Here is a 15,693-nt window from a genome sequence, read left to right as displayed (position 1 = left end):
AACTACCGAATAAATCCCCTATTAATCGTACAAATTCGTTAATGGTTTTATTTTGGTATTGCTGATTATGGCGCGTATGGTATAGCCAGAATTAGCCACATTAATTGTGACAGAGGTTATGGATGAACGGGGCAGTGCTTAATCTGGATGACCTGCAATCGGGAGGCGGCGGCCCGCTCTATCTGAAACTGCGTCAGACGATTGAAGACGCCATCAATGGCGGTCGGCTGAAGCATGGTGACGCCCTGCCGCCCGAGCGTGACATTGCCGAAAGCGCCTGCGTCAGCCGCGTGACGGTGCGCAAGGCGGTGGATGATCTGGTGCGCGACGGTCTTCTGGTCCGCAGGCACGGTTCCGGCACCTTTGTCGTCAAACCCATCACCCGCATGCAGCAGCCACTGACCAAGCTTACCTCGTTTACGGAAGATATGCGCCGCCGCGGCATGGCCGCAAGCACGCGCTGGCTGGACAGGGGTTTGTTCTATCCGACCGGCGACGAGATGATGGCGCTCGGCCTTTCCCAATCCGCCATGGTGGCGCGGCTTACCCGCCTACGCCTTGCCAATGACCAGCCGATTGCGCTCGAAGTGACGAGCCTGCCCGGTGATCTTCTGCCCGACCCGCAGCTGGTCGAGAACTCGCTTTATCTGGAGCTTGAGAAAAACGGCATTCGCCCCGTCCGTGCCATTCAGCGCATTTCCGCCCGCAATCTGACGGATGAGGAAACGCTGCTGCTGGGCGTTCCGCCGGGCTCGGCAGCGCTGTCCGTTCAGCGTATGGCCTATCTGGAAAGCGGACGGCTCATGGAAATATCACGCGCCCTTTACCGCAGCGACGCCTATGACCTCGTCGCCGAATTGACGATGACCTCAGAGTGAAACACACCGACCAAGGACACGAAACGATGACAACCCTGATGCGCCAGGAAATCAACGAGATTCCCGATGCCGTCGCCCGTCTGCTGGACAATGCGAAAAATGATTTTCAGGAAGCCGGCAGCCAGCTGAAGGCCCGCGATCCAGCCGTTATCGTCACGATTGCGCGCGGATCCTCAGATCACGCCGCGCATTTCCTGAAATATGCGATCGAATTGCAGACCGGACTGCCGGTCGCGTCGCTCGGGCCCTCGCTCGCCTCGATCTACCAGACGAAACTGCGGCTGGAACGGGCGGCGGCCTTCGCCGTGTCGCAATCGGGCAAAAGCCCTGATATCGTTGCGCTGGCGGAAAGTGCCCGCAAGGGCGGCGCGCTCACCTTCTCTCTCGTCAACACCCTGCCCTCTCCGCTTGGCAATGCGGCCAATCAGGCCATCGACATTCAGGCGGGACCGGAAAAAGCGGTCGCCGCCACCAAATCCTTCGTCAACTCCATCGTTGCCGGCCTCGCGATCCTTGCTGAATGGACGGAAGACAGCCTGCTCGCCAAAGCCGTCAGCGACCTGCCGCAGAATTTCGCAAGAGCCGTTGCGCTTGACTGGAGCCAGATTGCCGAGGCGGTGAAGGGCGAAGAATCGCTTTATATGCTGGGCCGAGGCCCTGCCCTTGCCATTGCCGCAGAAGCCGCGCTGAAATGCAAGGAAACCTGCGAACTGCACGCGGAAGCCTACTCCTCGGCGGAAGTCATGCATGGCCCCGTTTCGCTGGTCGCACCGAAATTCCCGGTCATCGCCTTTGCCGCACGCGACCGCGCCGAGACTTCGGTGACGGATATCGCCGCAAATCTTGCCCATAAGGGCGCAAATGTTTTCGTCACATCTTCAAAAGGCAGCCCGGCCAAGCCCCTGCCCTTCGTCGAGACCAACCATCCGCTGACCGATGCCCTGTTGCTCATCGCGCCGTTTTACGGCTTCATCGAGCAATTGTCGCGCGCACGCGGCTTCAACCCGGATGCGCCGGCGGCATTGAAGAAGGTAACGGAAACCCAATGAGCGGCATAAAGGCATTTGTCGGCGCCCGTATTTTCGATGGCGCCGCCTGGCATGATGGCAAGGTACTGCTGACCAGCGACGGACATGTTACCGCCATCTCACACAACGTGCCTGCCGAAGCCGAAGTGATTGATGCGAACGGGTTGCTCATCGCGCCGGGCTTCATAGACCTTCAGGTCAATGGCGGCGGCGGGGTCATGTTCAACAACCAGCCGGATGTGGCCGGCATCGCGCGCATCTGCTCCGCCCACGCAAAATTCGGAACCACGGCGCTGATGGTCACGCTCATCACCGACCAGCCGGATGTGACTTCCAAAGCGGCACAGGCGGGCATCGCCGCCAGTGCGGCAAATGTGCCGGGTTTCCTCGGTCTGCATTTCGAGGGGCCACATCTTTCGGTCGCACGCAAGGGCACCCATGATCCGGCGCTTATCCGAAAGATGGAAGCAGCCGATCTTGAGGTTCTGACCCGTTGCAAGGCCGAACTTTCCTTCGTGCTGACTACAATTGCCCCGGAAAACGTGACCAAGGAGCAGGTTGCAGCGCTCCGAAAAGCCGGCATCGTCGTCAGCCTCGGCCACACCGACACAGGTCTCGATGTGGCGACGGCCTATGCTGATGCCGGCGCTTCCATGGTAACTCATCTCTTCAACGCCATGAGCCCGCTTGGCCATCGCGAACCCGGTCTGGTGGGAGCCGCACTCTCGAACGGAAAACTGGATTGCGGGCTGATCGCCGATGGTTTCCATGTCGATCCGGCCGCAATCGGCATCGCGCTGCGCGCCAAGAATGGCCCCGCCCGCATCTTCCTCGTCACCGATGCCATGTCCACCATCGGCACGGATGATGACGGCTTCGAACTGAACGGCCGGCGCGTCTACCGCAATGGCGGACGCCTTACACTCGCCGATGGCACGCTGGCGGGGGCGGATATCGACATGCTCTCCTGCATCCGTTTCATGCATGAGAAGATGGACCTGCCGCTGGAGGAAGCCTTGAGAATGGCCTCCGCTTATCCGGCAGAAGCCATCGGTGCGACGGCTAAGGGAAAACTCCAGACCGGTTCCGATGCGGATTTCGTCGTGCTGACACCTGACCTTCAAATGCACTCCACATGGATCGGCGGAGAAAAAATCCACGATGCAGCGCGCTCCGGAGCCTGAACAATGATCGTTTGTTTCGATATTGGCGGAACGACCATCAAGGGGGCCATTGCTTATGCCCCCGATGATATTCGCCCCGTGCCGCGCATACCGACACCGAAAACCAGTTTCGAGGATTTCGCAGCCGGCCTGAAGTCCGTCATCGACGAGAGCGGCGGTTCGCCCGCCTGCGTGTCACTGTCGATTGCCGGCGTCATCGATCCCGAAACCGGCAAGGCCACCGTTGCCAATATTCAGAGTATCCATGGCAGGGTGCTGAAGGACGAGTTGGAAAAAGCGCTCAACCTTCCTGTCATCGTTTCAAACGATGCCGATTGTTTCGTGATCGCCGAATCGGAAATCGGTTCCGGACAGGGCCATCGTGTCGTCTTCGGCGTCATCCTCGGAACGGGTGTCGGCGGCGGGCTGGTCATCGATGGCAGGCTCATCAACAGCGATGGCGGTTTCGCCGGTGAATGGGGCCATGGGCCGGTGGCTGCCACATTGGCGGGCAACCCGCCGGTAGCGCTACCGCGTTTTGAGTGCGGCTGTGGCCTCACCGGTTGCGTCGATGCGATCGGCAGCGCCCGCGGCATGGAAAAACTGCATTTGCATCTTCACCGGCAGGAGATGACCAGCGAGGACATCATCTCCGCCTGGCAGGCGGGCGATGCGCAGGCCGCGAGAACCATCGATGTTCTCATTGATATTCTCGCCTCACCATTGGCGATGGTGATCAACGTCACCGGCGCAACCATCGTGCCTGTCGGCGGTGGGCTTTCGAATTCACGAGAGCTTCTGATCGCTCTGGACGAAACGGTCAGGGGCCGCGTTCTCCGGCGTTTCAATCGCCCGCTGGTCGTGCCTGCCATTTGCCGGATCGAGCCGGGGCTGATCGGTTCCGCCGTCATCGGACTGAAATATGAGAAGGAAATCGCCGTCCCTGCCTGAGCGGTCTTATGTCTCGATCTTTTCCCGGCGGAAGCCCAGCCCGACCAGCCGCCCGGTCAAATGGGCAAGAAGCGGAAATCGCATGAGCGCCAGCACGAGGGCCGGCGGACCTTTCGGCTTTTCCGACTCCTCCGCCTGCCCCTTCTTGCGACCGATACGCATCATCCGCTGCAGAAATTGCGTGGCCTTGGTTGGGAAGGATCGCCGTTTTTCGATTGCGGCGAGATCATCGTCACCAACGGGCCGGCCGGACAAAAATACCGGCACGAGCACGTTGGCAGCGGCAACGGCATCCTGAACGGCCAGATTGACGCCGACACCGCCAACCGGCGACATGGCATGGGCCGCGTCCCCAATGCAGATCAGACCGGGTTTCCACCAACGCTTCAGCCGGTCGATGCGAACGGTCAGGAGATGCACGTCATCCCAGCTCTTAAGCTCGTCAAGCCTCTCGCGCGGGAAAGGGCAAATTTCCGCCACCCTGTCCCTGAACGCTTCAAGTCCCTGCAGCTTTATGTCCGCGAAAAAGCCTTTGCGCACCACATAACCGCATTGCCAGTAATCGCCCCGGTTGATCATCACGAAACCCTGTCGCGAGCCGACATGACCCATGGTTTCGGTCGAATCACCCGGCTGCTTCGAAAGGCGCATCCACAGCACCTCGGTCGGAATACCGAACCGCTGGATTTCGAGCCCCGCCGCCTCCCGGACTATGGAAGTGCGGCCATCCGCACCCACCACCAGATCAGCGGCAATCTCGATCACACCATCAGGTGTATTGACGATGAGACCGCCGACACGCCCGGCGCGCTCGATCAGGCCGGTGACCGGCGCATTCATAAGCAGCCGGAAGTTCTCATATTGCCCGGCCTTGCCGACGATGAAATTGAGAAAATCCCATTGCGGCATGAAGGCGATGAAACGATGGCGGACCGGCAGCCGGGAAAAATCCGCAATCGTGATACGCTCGCCGCCGATAACCGCGTTCAGCCGTGGCGCGCGCGTATGCGGCAGGCTCAGGAACTCCTCGATGAAACCCAGCTGCTCCATCAGTTCAAGTGTGGAGGGGTGGATGGTGTCGCCGCGAAAATCGCGCAGGAAATCCCCGTGTTTCTCGACCACCGTTACATCGATACCGCTGCGCGCAAGCAGCAGGCCAAGCATCACACCCGCCGGCCCACCGCCGGCAATGGCAACGGAGGTATGGATGTACTGAACCGCCTTACCGTCATTTTCCGGCACGACCTTCGCTTCTTCCATCACATCTCTCCGTTTCCGCCCCGTTAAACGTCCCTATCGTGGATCCGCCACCGGAAGATTTGCATTTTTCGGCTGCGGCCAACCATAGGCATCGAACCGAAACAGCATTTCGGACCGAGCAAAGATAAAAGCGAAGGCCATCGCCGTCCACATACCGAGCAGCAGCCCCACGGCGACATCACTTGGATAATGCGCGCCAACGATGACACGCGAAACGCCGATGACAAGGGCGAGCAAGAGAAACGCCCAGCGGAAGCGCGGCATCAGCATGGCGAAAACGCCGAAAAACGCACCGGCAGCGGTCGAATGACCGGAGGGAAAGCTTTCATAGAGATTATCCCCGGTAAACGGCGTGAGGCTATAGGCCCCCATTTCCAGGAAAAGCTCCGGCCGCGCCCGCCCGATCAGGAATTTCAGCGTGTGGACGAGAATGCTCGCCGTTCCGATCGTCAGGAAAAAATAGGCGAGAAGCCGCCATGCGGTTCTCAAGCGACCGGCATAGGTCTGCGCCTGCAAAACCCGTGCGCCGACATAGGCAAGAATGGCAAGGGCGCCCGTGGAATAAAGCATCCAGCTGAAGGTTCCGAAATCGGTGATGGCGCGATTGAAGGAGACGATCGTTCCGGGCAGGGCCTGCGCGCTTTCGGAAAGACGTGGATCGAGAGGAATAAAGACCAGCACCAGCACAAGGCTTGCTGCAAAAATCCATCCGCTGGAAACCAGGAAACGTCGCATCTAAGTCCTCTCATCGTTTTTCTTGCATATGGCTTTGCCATCCGCAAAAACAATAGCCGGGCTTTATCCTTGTTATGGCTGATTTTCGCGAGTAGAGGCTAGTGCATGTCACCGAAACTGTGCAGCGGTTTCGCAAGAATGGCATGCTTTAAAAGGTGCGAACCGCACAATACCAACGGACCGAAGATGACGAATGCCAGTGAAATGCCACGCAAACTGACGATATTGGGTTCGACCGGTTCGATCGGCACCAACACGCTGGATGTCGTGCGTCAGCTCGGCGGCCGCGACCAATTCCAGATCATGGCGCTGACCGGCGCGGGAAACATCGCACTTCTGGCAGAGCAGGCGCGTCAATTCGGCGCACAGATGGTGGTAACGGCCGAAGATGACAAATATGAAGCATTGAAATCCGCCCTTGCCGGCACCGGCATAAAAGTTGCGGCTGGCAAATCAGGCCTTGAAGAAGCGGCGTCGATGGATGCCGGCTGGGTGATGGCGGCGATTGCCGGGACGCCCGGCCTTGCCCCGACGCTGACAGCCGCCCGGCGCGGCGCCGATATCGCCCTTGCCAACAAGGAATGCCTCGTTTCAGCCGGTGATGTTTTTCTGCGCACGGTCAAACAGGGCGGCGGCAGGCTGATCCCGGTCGACAGCGAACACAGCGCGATCTTCCAGTGCCTGACGGGCGACCACAAACAGGCGGTGGAGCGTATCGTGCTGACGGCCTCCGGCGGTCCGTTCCGCACCTGGTCGCGCGACGAGATGGCCAATGTCACAGCCGATATCGCCCGCGCCCATCCCAACTGGTCGATGGGGCTGAAGGTATCCATCGGCAGCGCCTCCATGTTCAACAAGGGGCTGGAAATGATCGAGGCAAAATATCTCTTCGATCTCCGGCCCGATCAGGTGGAGGTGATCGTCCACCCACAGTCGATCATACATTCGATGGTCGGTTACAGCGACGGCTCCTATATCGCCCAGCTCGGTTCGCCAGACATGCGCACCGCCATCTCCTATGCCCTTACCTATCCTGAGCGCGGTAATCTCAGCGTGGAACGACTGGATTTCGCAAAACTGGCGCGGCTCGATTTCGAGGCACCGGATGAAGCCCGCTTCCCCGCGTTGCGGCTCGCCCGTATGGCGCTGGAGCGTGGTGGTTTGCAGGGCGCGGCCTTGAACGCAGCCGAAGAGACCGCCTTTCACGCCTTCGTCGCGGGCAGCATCGGCTTCCTCGACATGGCCGAAATCGTCGAAACGGTCATGGACCGCATGCATGACGGCCGCTCCGCCTCCACGATTGAAGATGTGTTTGCGGCGGACGAAGAAGCCCGCCGCCACGCCCGCGAGTTGATCTCCACCAAAGAAAAGGCCGCGTAAACGCGGCCCTGTCTGTTTTTATTTGAGCTACGGCTTCACGCCACCGCCCGCGCCAACGCGCAATGCGACCAGAGCTGATGCAGCGCACCAACCAGCTGCTCAATATCGGCATCGCTATGCAGCGGTGTCGGGGTGATGCGCAGGCGCTCGGTCTTGCGCGGCACGGTCGGATAATTGATCGGCTGCACATAGACGCCGTGATTGTCGAGCAGGATATCCGAAATCCACTTGCACTTGGCGGCATCGCCGACCATGACCGGTACGATGTGGCTCGGATTGTCCATATGCGGAATGCCGCGCGCGTCCAGAAGGCCGCGCAGCTTGCGAACCCGGTCCTGATGGCGGGCGCGCTCGAAGGGGCTGGCCTTCAGATGCTGGATCGAGGCAATGGCGCCGGCAGCGAGCGACGGCGGCAGGGCCGTCGTGAAGATGAAACCGGAGGCGAAAGAGCGGATGAAGTCGCAGACCGCAGTGGAGCCGGTAATATAACCACCCATCACGCCGAAGGCCTTGCCAAGCGTTCCTTCGATGATCGTCAGGCGATCCATCAGGCCTTCGCGCTCGGCAATGCCGCCACCGCGCGGGCCATACATGCCAACGGCGTGAACCTCGTCGAGATAGGTCATGGCGCCATAACGGTCGGCCAGATCACAGATTTCCTTGATAGGCGCGATATCGCCATCCATCGAATAGACCGATTCAAAGGCGATGAGTTTCGGCGCATTTGGATCAGCGGCCTTGAGCTTTGCCTCGAGATCTTCGAGATCGTTGTGCTTCCAGATCACCCGTTCGCAACGACCGTAACGGATACCTTCGATCATCGATGCATGGTTGAGCGCATCGGAGAAAATGATGAGGCCCGGAATCTTCTGACCGAGTGTGCCGAGGGTGGCCCAGTTGGACACATAACCCGAGGTGAAGATCAGCGCCGATTCCTTGCCGTGCAGATCGGCAAGTTCCTGTTCAAGAAGCACATGATAATGGTTGGTACCAGAAATATTCCGGGTGCCTCCCGCACCCGCGCCACAGTGATCGATCGCCGCTTTCATGGCTTCGATGACTTTCGGGTTCTGGCCCATGCCGAGATAGTCGTTGGAGCACCAGACCGTTACGTCCTTGCGCTCGCCATTGGCGTTATACCGTGTCGCGCGGGGAAAATTGCCCTGCTGGCGTTCGATATCCGCAAAAACGCGATAACGTCCCTCAGAATGCAGGCTTTGCAGTTCCGTCGTGAAAAATGCCTCGAAGTCCATGCCATGCTCCAGAATTGACCAGACCGTTTTCCGCTCCGACACCGGGACCGTCAACCCTTTCGGGCCACTTTAACCGCGTCTGCGTCAATTCGCCGTTGTTTTGAACCATTCCAATAAACCGTTTATAGCCGCCGATGAAAAGTACAAAATTGATTCACATCAAAAAACCACGAATTTTGGAACCTTTTTCGCGTAGCTCCGTTGTCTGGCACGCAATCGATTTACGCGCGGAGGAATCCCCGAAACATGAGGCTTCCCTTAACGGCATCGAATTGTTAGTTATCTGTGGCGGTCGGAGGTAGCAGTCGCCGCAGATAAATATGGGACGCCTACCGAGCCGAAGAGCTCATTGTAACGTTGGAGAGAGTTTCATGAAAAAGGCAATCATATTTGCGCTGGTCGGCCTGTCGCTTGCAAGCTGCACGCAGACCGAAAAGGGTGCTTCGATCGGTGCCGTTTCCGGTGCGGTCCTTGGCGGCGCTATCACGGGCAATGTTCGTGGCGCGGCAGTGGGTGCGGCCATCGGCGGCGTGGGCGGTGCCTTGATCGGCAATGCTTCCGAGCCGGGTTATTGCTATTATCGCGACCAGTACGGTCAGCGTTACACGGCGCGTTGCCGTTAATCGCACCGCGGAATACCGTTGCACAGAAGCCCCGGTCACCCGGGGCTTTTTGCGTTAAGGCGGGCAAAACGCAAGCCAAAGGGTCCTCAACGCCGTTTATTTATGATTAAATTGCAATGTTAACGGACAGGAAACGGGTTGGAGCCAAAATAAATGCTCAACCATAAAGCAGCTTATGCGAAGAACACGAACTAACCCGAAGACAGGTATTGCGTATCGGAAAGCTGGCACCGCACTTGCGGTTGCTTTCACGTTCGCCCTGTATCCGGCGTTTACCCGTGACGCCTTTGCCTTCAAACTGTTCGGTATGCGCCTTTGGGGTTCGGAAGAACCTGAGGTCGAGGTTATCAATCCCGTCAAATACGCCATCACGCTTGACGCTCCCGATGCCGATAAGTCCCTTAAAGGCAGCCTCCAAAACAGCTCACTTCTTCTCGCCGACAAGGACAAGCCCGCCTCCGGCGATCTCGGCCTTCTGATAAAGGCAAGAGACGACAGGGACAGACTGATTGCAGCACTTTACGAAAACGCCCGTTACGGCGGCATCGTCAAGGTCACCGTCGCCGGCAAGGATGTGGATGCCCTGCCGCCCAATCCCGTCTTTGATCACAGCGCGCCTGTACCGGTGGTCATAACGGTGACGCCGGGTCCGAAATTCACGCTGGGCAGCGTTCGGCTTGAAGGCGATGTGACGGGCCGCGACCTAGAGGAATACGGCCTGACCACCGGCGGCGAGGCCGGGTCTCTGGCAATCATCCGCGCCGGCAACAAGCTGATCGACGATCTGAAGGCCGAAGGCCGTCCGCTTGCCAAGCTGACGAAACGCGAGGCGGTGGCAAACCACGCGACAAATACGGTTGACATTACCATGGCAGCGGAAGGCGGGCCGGTTGCCCCACTGGGCACGGTTACCGTAACAGGCGAAAAAACCGTCGATGGCGATTTCATCCGCCGTTATTCGCGCCTCAATGGCGGCGAACCCTATTCGCCGGAAAAGCTGCGCAAGGCCGCGGACCGGCTGCGCCAGCTGGGCGTCTTTTCCAGCCTGACGATCAAGGAAGCCGGCACGCTGGCGCGCGACGGCACCATTCCGCTCACCATCGAAGTGTCTGAAGGCAAGCACCGTTATTTCGGTGTCGGCGCCCAATATTCCACCACGGAAGGCATCGGCCTTCAGGGTTATTGGGGCCACAGAAACCTGTTCGGGCAGGCGGAATCGCTGCGTATCGAAGGATCGGTCTCGCGCATCGCCGAGGCATCAAGCGTCGAAGGCATGGATTATTCGGCGGGCATCACCTTCACCAAGCCCGGCATGTTCAATCCGCGCACCACGTTCAAGACCAGCCTGATTGCCAAGACCGAACATCCCGATACATACGACGCCAAGACCGTGACGGGCACGGCCGGTTTCGCCTACGAGCTGAACGATACCGATACCGCCGCAGCCGGCCTTGAGGTGCAATGGGCCGATACGGAAGACGCATTCGGCAAGAACGAATATCTCACCACCTCCATTCCGCTGGAATTCGTTCGCGACACACGCGACGACAAGCTCAATCCGACCGAAGGCTTTCGCGCATCGCTGGCCGCCAAGCCGAGCTATGAAGCGCTGAACGGCACCTTCTTTTCCTCTTTCGAAGGCTCTATTTCGGGCTACAAGGGGCTTGGTGCCGAGGACCGGCTGATCATGGCCGGAAAGCTTTCCGGCGGTGTGCTGGTCGGCGGCAGCGATCTGCAGGACATACCCACCACCAGGCGCTTTTATGCCGGCGGCGGTGGATCGGTACGCGGCTACAGCTATCAGGAAATATCGCCCTATAATGCCGCCGGCGACGCGACCGGCGGCCGCTCCTATGTGGTCGGCTCCGTTGAGGCCCGCATCAAGGTCACCGATACGATCGGCATCGTGCCCTTCATCGATGCGGGTGTGGTTTCGGATGAAGTGACACCCGATTTTTCCGATATCCGGGCGGGCGCCGGCATCGGCCTGCGTTACGCGACGCCCTTCGGGCCTCTGCGTCTCGACGTCGCCATGCCGCTTGATAAATATGATGGTGGTAACAGTTTCGGCATTTATGCTGGCATCGGCCAGTCTTTTTAAACGCCGCCATCGAACACCCTTAAAACAGAGTGTAGATTACCTTTGATGAAAACGTTGATTCGATTGCTGAAATGGCTGGGCTACGTTGCCTTGTGCGGCGTGGTGCTGGTGCTGCTTGCGGTTCTGTTCGTCGGGTTTACGCCGATGGGCGCCAGAATTGCCGCAAAGCAGATTTCAGCACTTGTATCGACGCCCGATCAGGCGATCGATATTTCTCCCCCGAGCGGCCTTTTGACAGGCCGCCTGCGGCTCGACAACGTCACCCTTTCGGACCGGCAGGGACCCTATGCCCGCGTGAACCAGATCGCCGTCGACTGGTCGCCGCTCTCGCTTCTTGCCGGAACCTTTCATGCCGACCGGGTCTCGGCCGGATCGATCGATGTCGAGCGCAAACCGCTAGCCTCCGAGCAGACGAGCACCAAAAGCTCCGGCAGTTCTTCGCTGCCGATTGAAGTCGGTATCGATAATTTCAGCTTTCCAGATATCAGCCTTGGGCAATCACTTCTCGGCAGCCCTTTCGAGTTGACGGCCGAAGGCAATCTCAAGGCCGCCCGTGACGATATCAGGCTGTCACTTACGGCCCATCGGATGAATGCGGTGGATGCCGCCGTGAATGCCGACATCGCCTTTTTGCCAAATGAAAATGTGCTGAAGCTGAAAGCGGAAATGAAGGAGCCGGAAGGCGGGCTTCTCGCCACGCTGCTTTCGCTGCCTGGTACGCCCGCCGTGGCGATCGACGTGAACGGCGAAGGACCGCTTTCCAACTGGACCGGTACGCTGCGCGGCAATGTCGCCGGTAACCCCGTCGTCAATGTTAGCGGCCGCCATATTCTTGGCGATGACGGCACGCGCCGTATCGAGATCGCGGGCGGCGGTCAGCCGGATCTGCTCCTCCCCCCCGCCTTCCGCCAGCTTTTTGCCGGCGAGACGAAGCTTGATGCAAACGCCACGCTCTCACAGCAGGGCCGCATCGAAATCGGCAGCAGCACGCTGGAGACCGGCACATTGTTGCTGACTGCTTCCGGCACCATCGATCCGAACGGCCAAAACGATCTTGCCGCCAACCTCATCGGCACCGCCGGTCCCGTCGATTTTCGCTGGCCTCTCAGCAATGGCGAAGTTCAGGCCCTCATCAACGGCCTCGACCTTTCCCTGAAAGGCGACGCGGATGCCGCACATTTGAAGACCACGGCATCATTGCGCAGCCTTGCCCTGCCCCAGGGCCGGCTTGACGATGTCAAACTGACGGCCGAAAGCACCGATCTCAACATTGCCAGCCGTAGCGGCACCATCGCCACCGTCCTGTCGGTTGCGCAATCATCCTTCGTCAGCCCTGATATCGACCGGCTGGCGCGTGCGCCGCTCACCATCAAGGCGCCACTCAGCCTCACCTCTTCCGCCATCGGCTTTGACGGTGCGACGCTCGAAAGCGCCAGCGTCGGCGGAACCCTGAACGGCAGTTTCGATTTCGCCAATAATCGCCTGACCTCCAACGTGCAGCTCTTCGCCCTGCCGGCCACCCTGCCGCCGGCGCTGGCGGAAAAATTCGACACCACAATCGCCCTGCAGGGCGATATCGACCTGACCATTGGCGGGCGCACCAGCGTTGAGAACCTCACCGTCAAATCCGGAACGATCGAGGCGGCAGGCAATGTCAGCCTGGAAAACGATGCGTTAAACGCCAGCCTGACCGGCAAATTCCCAGCTCTCGAAAAGCTGACACCGCAGGCAAAGGGTGTCGCCGAGTTTGCAATCGATGCCAGCGGCGCAATTTCCGCACCGGATTTCAACGTCACCCTCAGTTCTGAAAGCGCGGTTCTCGCCGGACGAACCCTCGAAGCACTGAAAATCAACGCCACAGGCAAGGCTGATCCCACAGCACCGCAGGCGAAACTCACCGCCAGCGGCAGCCTCGACCGGCAGAAAATCGACGCCAACGCCAACGTGGTGCAAACGGAAAACGGTACGGCGATACCTGAACTGCACGTGGCCGTGGGCCGCAACCTGCTGAACGGGCAGCTGCAATTCTCGCAGCAATTCCTGCCGACGGGTAATCTTTCGTTCAATTTTCCCGATCTTGCCCTGCTGGCCGCACTTGCTGCGCAGCAGGCGGATGGGGATATTGCCGGCGATATCGCCCTGAGCAACGCCAATGGCCGGATTGCCGCAACGATAAAGGCGAATGGCGGCAGCATCCGTCAGGGCACGACGACAATCTCCAAGCTCGCCGCCGATGTCTCCATCGATGACCTGCAGGCGCTGGCCATTAACGGCAAGGTCAGTGCCGACAGCGTCAACGCCGGCGCCGCATCGATTTCCGGCCTGAATGCCACAATCGGCCATTCCGGCACGAAAACGCAATTCGACGTCAACGGCCGTTACGACAATGCACCGCTGGTGGTGAAGGGCAGCGCCGATACCGGCGGAACACCGATGACGGTAAGGCTCGACACTTTTTCCGCCGCCCCGAAGGGCATAGCCGTGCGGCTTGAAAAACCAAGCACCATTGCCATCCAGAATGGCACGGCGCGCATCTCCGATCTGACCATCATCACCGGCGATGGCCGCATTGAGGTCAACGGCACCGCCGGATCGGCGCTCGACATCAATGCCGATATCCGTTCGCTTCCCGCCAGTCTCGCCAACGCCTTCGCTACCGGGCTGGACGCCGCGGGCAACATATCCGGCACCGTCAGCGCCAAGGGCGCGGCATCCGATCCCTCGGTCGATTATAATCTGAACTGGTCGAACGCCGAGGTCTCGCAGACCCGCGCCGCAGGGCTTGCGGCGCTTGGCATCAAGGCGAACGGCCGTTTTGCCGGCGGCACACTGCAGATCGATACGAATGTAACCGGCCAAGGCGGTATGGCGCTCTCGGGCGGCGGGTCTCTCGGCATCGCCGGCAATCGCCCGCTCTCGATGGCTTTTACCGGCAGGTTGCCCTTTTCCGCCGTTGCGGCGCAGACTGCCGCCCAGGGTCTCGATGTGGATGGCACGGCTGCCATCGACGTGAAAATTTCCGGCAGCGCCACAGCACCTGTTGTTACCGGCAGCATCACCACCGATGGCACACGCCTGACCGACGTGCGCCGGAACCTGACCGTCAACGGACTGGGTGCAACCATCACCTTCGATCGCGACCGCGCTGTCATCTCCCGATTGACGGGTAAACTGGCAGGCGGCGGAACGATTTCAGGAACAGGCAGTATCGGCATTGCTGGCGGATCGGGCTTCCCAGCCGATATTTCAATCACGCTGGATCGCGCCGGCTATAATGACGGAACATTGGTTACCACGGTGGTGAGCGGAACGTTGACGTTGAAAGGTCCGCTGCTGAACTCGCCAGTTCTGGGCGGCAACCTGACGCTGGACAGAAGCGCCATCACCATTCCGGAGAAACTCCCGGCCTCGCTGACGGAAATCGACGTCAAGCACAAGAACGCCCCGCCAAAGGTACGTGCGCAGGCAAAAGCACTCGGTGGCGATCAGGGCGGCAGCGGCAGCTCTTCCACCATCAATCTCGATCTGCAGGTGAATGCACCGAGTGGCATCTTCGTGCGTGGACGTGGCATCGACGCAGAACTGACCGGCAATCTGACGATTCGCGGCACGGCGGCGGTTCCGGTCATTTCCGGTGGCTTTGAAATGCGCCGCGGCCGGTTGGAAATCCTCACCCGTCGTCTTGATTTCACCACCGGCAACATCAGCTTCGGCGGCGGCCTTATCCCGGTTCTCGATATGAAGGCGGACTCAACGGTCGGTTCAACCACCGTCACGGTTGCGGTTTCCGGCAATGCCAACGACCCGACATTCGCCTTCTCCTCGGCCCCAGCCCTGCCACAGGATGAGGTCATGGCACAGCTGATCTTTGGCCAGTCCATGTCGAAACTCTCCGCTCTGCAGATCGCCCGGCTGGCAGATGCCGCCGCCCAACTGGCCGGCGGTCGCTCAACCTCGCTGTTCGACAAGCTCAGAAGCAATCTCGGCGTCGATGATCTGGATATTTCCACCGATTCAGAGGGTCAGGCCCGCGTTTCCGCCGGCAAATATCTCAATGAGAGAACCTATCTCGAGCTGCAGCAGAGCGGTGAATCCGGTGCCAAAGCCATCATCAACCTCGATGTCGGGCGCGGTGTGAAACTGCGCGGTGAGGCGGGCGGCGATGGCGAAGGTGCAGCCGGTATATTTTACGAGAAAGAATACTAAGCACTCCAGAAAAAATGCGTAGCGGGTTTACGTCCGGACAATGCGTAAATCAAAGAAGAGAGTGTTTTCGCGCTTCGAAGAAAACGAAAACACTCCAGAGCCGTCCGCATTTAGG

General features: G+C 59.5%; 11 protein-coding genes. 8 read left to right on the top strand and 3 right to left on the bottom strand.

Translation table 11 applies throughout. The annotated features are described in order from the left end of the window. Nucleotides 1-122 precede the first annotated feature (122 nt). From AKG12_RS10840 to AKG12_RS10825, 4 genes are read left to right on the top strand one after another with little or no spacing between them, the layout of a single operon-like run. Entirely contained in the window at nucleotides 123-878 is a 756-nt protein-coding gene (locus tag AKG12_RS10840; RefSeq protein ID WP_046799515.1) for a GntR family transcriptional regulator, read from the top strand. Nucleotides 879-904: 26 nt separating this feature from the next. Next, nucleotides 905-1,927, top strand: coding sequence for an SIS domain-containing protein (locus AKG12_RS10835; RefSeq protein ID WP_052818769.1), 1,023 nt, complete (start codon nucleotides 905-907; stop codon nucleotides 1,925-1,927). Then, nucleotides 1,924-3,090, top strand: coding sequence for an N-acetylglucosamine-6-phosphate deacetylase (nagA, locus tag AKG12_RS10830; RefSeq protein WP_052818768.1), 1,167 nt, complete (start codon nucleotides 1,924-1,926; stop codon nucleotides 3,088-3,090). The genes AKG12_RS10835 and nagA overlap by 4 nt, the downstream gene beginning before the upstream one ends. A gap of 3 nt (nucleotides 3,091-3,093) precedes the next feature. Then, the gene (locus AKG12_RS10825) at nucleotides 3,094-4,020 is read left to right on the top strand and encodes an ROK family protein (RefSeq protein WP_052818767.1); all 927 of its coding nucleotides are present in this window, start codon (nucleotides 3,094-3,096) and stop codon (nucleotides 4,018-4,020) included. 6 nt (nucleotides 4,021-4,026) lie between these two features. On the opposite strand, the gene AKG12_RS10820 is transcribed toward AKG12_RS10825, so the two are convergent. After that, nucleotides 4,027-5,280, bottom strand: a complete 1,254-nt coding sequence (locus AKG12_RS10820; RefSeq protein WP_052818766.1) for an FAD-dependent oxidoreductase — start codon at nucleotides 5,278-5,280, stop codon at nucleotides 4,027-4,029. Nucleotides 5,281-5,313: 33 nt separating this feature from the next. Beyond that, a complete protein-coding gene (locus AKG12_RS10815) occupies nucleotides 5,314-6,015 on the bottom strand; it encodes a phosphatase PAP2 family protein (protein ID WP_046799520.1) in 702 nt (233 codons plus the stop codon). Between the two features lie 186 nt (nucleotides 6,016-6,201). Here AKG12_RS10815 and AKG12_RS10810 point away from each other — a divergent pair, with 186 nt between their 5' ends. After that, nucleotides 6,202-7,395 (top strand): 1-deoxy-D-xylulose-5-phosphate reductoisomerase, encoded by a 1,194-nt coding sequence (locus AKG12_RS10810; RefSeq protein WP_052818765.1) that lies wholly within the window; start codon nucleotides 6,202-6,204, stop codon nucleotides 7,393-7,395. Between the two features lie 35 nt (nucleotides 7,396-7,430). On the opposite strand, the gene hemA is transcribed toward AKG12_RS10810, so the two are convergent. Beyond that, the gene (gene hemA / locus AKG12_RS10805; RefSeq protein WP_052818764.1) at nucleotides 7,431-8,648 is read right to left on the bottom strand and encodes a 5-aminolevulinate synthase; all 1,218 of its coding nucleotides are present in this window, start codon (nucleotides 8,646-8,648) and stop codon (nucleotides 7,431-7,433) included. A gap of 371 nt (nucleotides 8,649-9,019) precedes the next feature. Between hemA and AKG12_RS10800 the strand changes: the two genes are divergently transcribed. The 3 genes from AKG12_RS10800 (at nucleotide 9,020) to AKG12_RS10790 (ending at nucleotide 15,578) form a co-directional block, all read left to right on the top strand. Next, nucleotides 9,020-9,271 carry a YMGG-like glycine zipper-containing protein gene (locus AKG12_RS10800; RefSeq protein WP_003492347.1) on the top strand — a complete coding sequence of 84 codons (252 nt, stop codon included), beginning with the start codon at nucleotides 9,020-9,022 and terminating at the stop codon, nucleotides 9,269-9,271. Between the two features lie 175 nt (nucleotides 9,272-9,446). Next, nucleotides 9,447-11,372, top strand: a complete 1,926-nt coding sequence (locus AKG12_RS10795; protein ID WP_052818763.1) for an autotransporter assembly complex protein TamA — start codon at nucleotides 9,447-9,449, stop codon at nucleotides 11,370-11,372. Nucleotides 11,373-11,417: 45 nt separating this feature from the next. After that, entirely contained in the window at nucleotides 11,418-15,578 is a 4,161-nt protein-coding gene (locus tag AKG12_RS10790) for a translocation/assembly module TamB domain-containing protein (protein WP_052818762.1), read from the top strand. Nucleotides 15,579-15,693: the final 115 nt, after the last annotated feature.

The organism is Agrobacterium sp. SUL3, assembly GCF_001263295.1.
GTDB classification, from domain to species: Bacteria; Pseudomonadota; Alphaproteobacteria; order Rhizobiales; family Rhizobiaceae; genus Agrobacterium; species Agrobacterium tomkonis.
The sequence above is the reverse complement of the archived record's forward strand: the minus strand, read 5'-3'. Positions and strand labels throughout refer to the sequence as shown.